The organism is Cesiribacter andamanensis AMV16 (assembly GCF_000348925.1).
Classification (GTDB): Bacteria; Bacteroidota; Bacteroidia; order Cytophagales; family Cyclobacteriaceae; genus Cesiribacter; species Cesiribacter andamanensis.
On sequence record NZ_AODQ01000199.1, the window covers coordinates 1 to 5,001 of the forward strand.

Annotated in this window: 4 protein-coding genes and 1 pseudogene; 1 reads left to right on the forward strand and 4 read right to left on the reverse strand. The window is 54.5% G+C overall.

Annotated features, from left to right (window positions below; all coding sequences use genetic code 11):
- The coding region (locus tag ADICEAN_RS20160; RefSeq protein WP_040398523.1) for a class I tRNA ligase family protein at positions 1-1,672 on the forward strand (1,672 nt) is incomplete at its 5' end.
- Between the two features lie 146 nt (positions 1,673-1,818).
- Here the strand turns inward: ADICEAN_RS20160 and ADICEAN_RS20165 are convergent.
- The 4 genes and pseudogenes from ADICEAN_RS20165 to ispG all read right to left on the reverse strand — a co-directional run.
- Complete coding sequence (locus ADICEAN_RS20165; RefSeq protein ID WP_009197522.1) at positions 1,819-2,106, reverse strand: hypothetical protein; 288 nt, start codon at positions 2,104-2,106, stop codon at positions 1,819-1,821.
- 252 nt (positions 2,107-2,358) lie between these two features.
- Entirely contained in the window at positions 2,359-2,973 is a 615-nt protein-coding gene (locus ADICEAN_RS20170; RefSeq protein ID WP_009197523.1) for an SGNH/GDSL hydrolase family protein, read from the reverse strand.
- A 58-nt stretch (positions 2,974-3,031) separates the two neighbouring features.
- On the reverse strand, positions 3,032-3,223 hold the full coding sequence (locus ADICEAN_RS20175) for a DUF6728 family protein (protein ID WP_009197524.1): 192 nt from the start codon (positions 3,221-3,223) through the stop codon (positions 3,032-3,034).
- A 4-nt stretch (positions 3,224-3,227) separates the two neighbouring features.
- Positions 3,228-5,001: pseudogene (gene ispG, locus ADICEAN_RS20180) on the reverse strand ((E)-4-hydroxy-3-methylbut-2-enyl-diphosphate synthase); the annotation flags it as partial.

A 5,001-nucleotide genomic window follows, 5' to 3' on the forward strand; every position in this document is an offset into this window, starting at 1 on the left:
CAGCGGCGAGCGCATTCCCATCTGGATTGCCGATTATGTGCTGGCCGGCTATGGAACCGGCGCCGTAATGGCCGTACCGGGCCACGACAGCCGGGACTGGGCGTTTGCCAAACACTACAACCTACCCATTCGCCCCGTTGTAGAAGGGGGCAATGTAGAAGAAGAAGCCTATGCTGCCAAGGAAGGTACCATCATCAACAGCGATTTCCTCAATGGGCTGGATGTTAAAGACGCCATCCGCACAGCAGTAGACTGGCTGGAGAAGAAAGGGATCGGCCGCGGACGTATCAACTACCGCATGCGCGATGCCATCTTTAGCCGGCAGCGCTACTGGGGCGAGCCCTTCCCCGTCTACTACAAGGATGAAATGCCTCAGCTGCTGGAAGATGACGAGCTGCCCTTGCGTCTGCCCGAGGTAGATGCCTACCTGCCCACCGAAAGCGGTGAGCCTCCCCTTGCCCGCGCCCGCAACTGGAAAACCCGCGATGGGTACCCCCTGGAGACCAACACCATGCCCGGCTGGGCCGGCTCCAGCTGGTACTTCCTGCGCTATATGGACCCCCACAATGGGCATGAGCTGGTAGATAAGGACATACAAGAATACTGGCAGGCAGTAGACCTCTACATAGGGGGGGCCGAGCATGCCACCGGCCACCTGCTCTATGCCCGCTTCTGGACCAAGTTCCTCTACGATATCAACAAGATCACCGTGGTGGAGCCCTTCCAGAAAATGATCAACCAGGGCATGATACAGGGCCGCTCCAGCTTTGTGTACCGCCTCAACAGCAAGCCCAATACCTTTGTGTCATACGGCCTGAAGGATAACTACGATACTACCCCCCTGCATGTGGAGATAAGCCTGGTAGAGGGCGATGTACTGGACCTGCAGGCATTTCGTCAGTGGCGGCCCGATCTGGCCAATGCCGAATTTATCCTGGAAGAGAGCGGCTCTCAGAAAGGCAAGTACATTTGTGGCTCTGAGGTGGAGAAAATGTCCAAGTCGAAGTACAATGTGGTAAACCCCGATGAGGTGATAGAGCGCTACGGTGCGGATACCCTGCGCTTGTACGAGATGTTTCTGGGACCGCTGGAGCAGTTCAAGCCCTGGAGCACGCAGGGCATCGATGGGGTCTACAAATTCCTGCGCAAGCTCTGGCGCCTGTTCCACGACGAAGGGGGCAGCTTTGCCGTATCGGACGAGCCTGCTACCAAAGAAGAGCTGAAGGTCATGCATACGGCCATTAAAAAGGCAACCGAAGATATTGACCGCTTCTCCTTCAATACCAGTGTGGCGGCCTTTATGATCTGCGTAAACGAACTAACCGCCCTGAAATGCAACAAGCGCCAGGTGCTGGAAGACCTGGTGCGGATTGTAGCACCCTATGCCCCGCACATTGCCGAGGAGCTCTGGCAGCTGCTGGGCCATACCGATTCTGTGGTCGTAGCGGCCTATCCCGAAGTGAACGAGGCCTATCTGGTGGAGGAGAGTGTAGAGTACCCCATCTCGATTAACGGCAAAATGCGCCACAAAATGCAGTTTGCTGCTGATATGCCCCCTTCCGAGATCGAGAAGGAAGTGCTGGCTGCCGAGCCTGTGCAGAAATGGATGGAGGGCAAAGCGCCCAAAAAGATCATTGTTGTGCCCAAGCGCATCATAAACATTGTGGTGTAGATCAAGCACTATACGACACAAAAAAAGGCAGCCTCTTCAAAAGGCTGCCTTTTTTATGATAACGTGCTAATAAGGCAGATTAAACGCAATACCCTATTCCTGTTCCAGTTCTCTGCGGAGGGGGGCAATGTCGGTAGCTGAGGTGGTCAGGCTATCGGTGACAACAGGGGCAGGATGTTGCGCATGGCTACAATGGCCATCTGGCGTTCCTTTTTCTTCCTTGGTTGTTTTTTGATCAGGCCAAAGAGGTTTTTGTCTACGCCGGCATACTGCTTGGGCATGCTGTCGGCCTCAAATTTAGTAAAGAGCTGGTACCTTACCTCTTCATCAAAAATAAAGGTAGACTGGTAGGCAGGGCAGATCATCCGCTCCTGGCAGGCAGAAAACACCGCAAGCAGTGTCAGCAGTAAAAATAAGCCCCGTATACCCTTCATATATGTGTCCTTTCTGCCGTTTGGGCAGTTTGTGCAAAGGTTTGAGAATTTTAGGGAAGATTCAGCGCAATCTGGAAGAATATCCTACATACAGTGCGGCCGATTAATAACGGCCTTGCTGCCTGCTACATTCGCTACCACCCAGAATCAGGAGAGCCGCATGCTTTTTCTCCACTGCCCTATCTCCTCAAATCCCTAAGCACTTGTTTACCAGCGCTCTTGTTTACCAACGATTAAAGGTAAACTTTAAGTCTATACTTTCTTCAATAGTTTGCATTGTTTTACTACATCGGGTAAAATAGTTTCTACCCAGCGGGCATACATACGGCCCGAGGGATGTAGCTGATCCTCTGCCAGCAGGCCGCTGTCGGTTGCTGCCTGTTTGCTCAGGGGGGTAATGTCATAAAAGCGCACATCCAGGCGCTGGCATATTTCCCTTTTGAGGCGGTTGTACTGTTCGATCTCCCCTGCAATGCGCTCCGGCCCCTTATCTGCTGCAAAGGGGGTTACGCCCCAATCAGGTATGGAAACAACCACCACCCCTTCGGGCTTTTTGCGGGCAAAGTAAATGGCCTTTTGTACCAGTTTGGTAAACTCGGTGCGGAAGATATCCAGATCATAGCCCCTATACTGGTTATTAACCCCAATCAGCAGGCTTACAAGATCAAACGTATTGGTGGGCTGTTCCCGTTCTATGGCCGCCAGCAGCTCAGCGGTAGTCCAGCCTGTAGTGGCAATGATGCGGGGATCACTCAGCGCTATCCCCTGCTCCTGCAGACGCTTTTGGAGCAGCACAGGCCAGCGCTCTTCCGGCGCCACGCCCTCTCCTATTGTGTATGAATCACCTAAGGCCAGATAGTTTATCATAGTACAGCCACTATCCGTCAAATGTAACAAAAGAAAGCGAAATAATAAAAAAAGCGGGTTACATCACCCGCTTTAAGATCATGTAGATCAGGCCTGCCAAAAACATCAGTATGCTGATCTTGTTGATTCCGTGCATCATGCGCAGATTAAAATTGCGGGGGCGGCTGGGATCTTTTTTTCTGAAAAAATATCCGGCCACTTCGCCCAGGGCAAAATAATCGCGCCAGCTTTCCTCTTTCTTTTTTTCCATACACTTATGCGTAATCTACTGTTGCGGGTTCTATCCATCGGCCATCTTCCCGGATAAGGCCGATCAGTTTATCAACAGCCTGCTCAGAGGGAACGTTCCGCTCAACCACCTCCTGGCCTCTGTACAGGGTGATTTTTCCTTTGCCGCTGCCTACATACCCATAATCGGCATCGGCCATTTCGCCTGGCCCATTAACTATGCAGCCCATAATGCCAATCTTTACCCCCTTGAGGTGATCAGTGCGCTGACGGATCATGGCAGTGGTTTCCTGCAGATCAAAGAGCGTACGGCCACAGCTGGGGCAGCTGATGTACTCGGTCTTGGTCATGCGGGTGCGGGCCGCCTGCAAAATACCAAAGCCCAGGTTGTTGAGCCGGCGCAGGTCCTGCAGGCGCTGCTCGGGCTGCGGCGCCTCGGCATAGTCCAGGCTCAGCATCAGGCCATCGCCCAGGCCATCGATCAGCAGACCGCCGGCATCGGTTGCCGCCCAGAGCTGCAGCTCATCGGCCGATAGCTGGCTGTAGGTGGTATGGATAATGACCGGTGCGGCTACCCCTTCATTCATGAGCAGGAAAAAAAACGGCGCAGCTCGGCCATTGCATGCTTGTTGGGGTTTCCAGCAGCAGCACAGCAGTGGCATCATCCCGCAGCAGGGGCAGCAGTTCGGCGTAATTCTCAGCGGCATTCAGGCGCACCACATTGAGCTCTGGATGGCCCAGCCCGCGGTGGTTCAGGTACTGGGCAGCGCTAAAAAGGGGGTAACATGTTTTCTTATCGGCTTGTTTCTGCCAGGCGCCAAAGTTCAGGATCTCCCGCAGGCCATTGGGTAGCATAAAAGCGATGGGGCGATCGCCGCTGTAGACATAGTCAGCCCCAAGGTCGTTCATCTTCCATTTGTCCAGCTCGGGCAGGTAAAAGTGGCCAATGGCCTTCAGGTCCTTTACTCCTACCTCCTGCAGCCTGCTCAGGTCGGCCAGTATGCGGGGCACCTGGCCTCCGCCCACATTCTCTACCTGCCGGCTGGCGCGGCGATGGTAGCTAAAGGGGTCTATGGGAACATGGGCAACGTCCCGTATGGGTTTATGATCCGCCCGGCTGGCGTAGCGCCGAATGAGGGCAGCGGCTACCGGCGCCTCGGCTTCGGGCTCTTCGGTGAGGGATACCCGAACGGTATCGCCCAGACCATCTTCCAGCAGGGTGCCAATGCCTACGGCTGATTTAATGCGGCCATCCTCGCCATCGCCGGCTTCGGTTACGCCCAGGTGCAGGGGGTAAGGCTGCAAACCCTCCTGCTCTAGCTTTTGCACCAGCAGGCGGTAGGCCTGCACCATTACCTGGGTGTTGCTGGCCTTCATGGACAGCACAATATCATAATACTTAAACTCCTCACAGATACGCAAAAACTCCAGGGCCGACTCTACCATGCCAAGGGGGGTATCGCCATAGCGGCTCAGGATACGGTCGGAGAGGCTGCCGTGGTTGGTGCCAATGCGCATGGCCGTTCCATGCTCCTTGCAGATCTTTATCAGGGGGATGAATTTTTCGCGAATGCGCTCCAGCTCGGCCGCGTACTGGGCATCGGAGTATTCCAGCAGCTCAAACTTCTTCTTATCGGCATAATTGCCGGGATTGATGCGCACTTTTTCCACCAGGCGGGCGGCCAGCTCGGCGGCATTGGGGGTGAAGTGGATATCGGCAATCAGGGGCACGGTATATCCCCGTTTGCGCAGCTCTTTTTTGATCTCGCCCAGGTTTTGGGCTTCTTTGATACTGGGGGC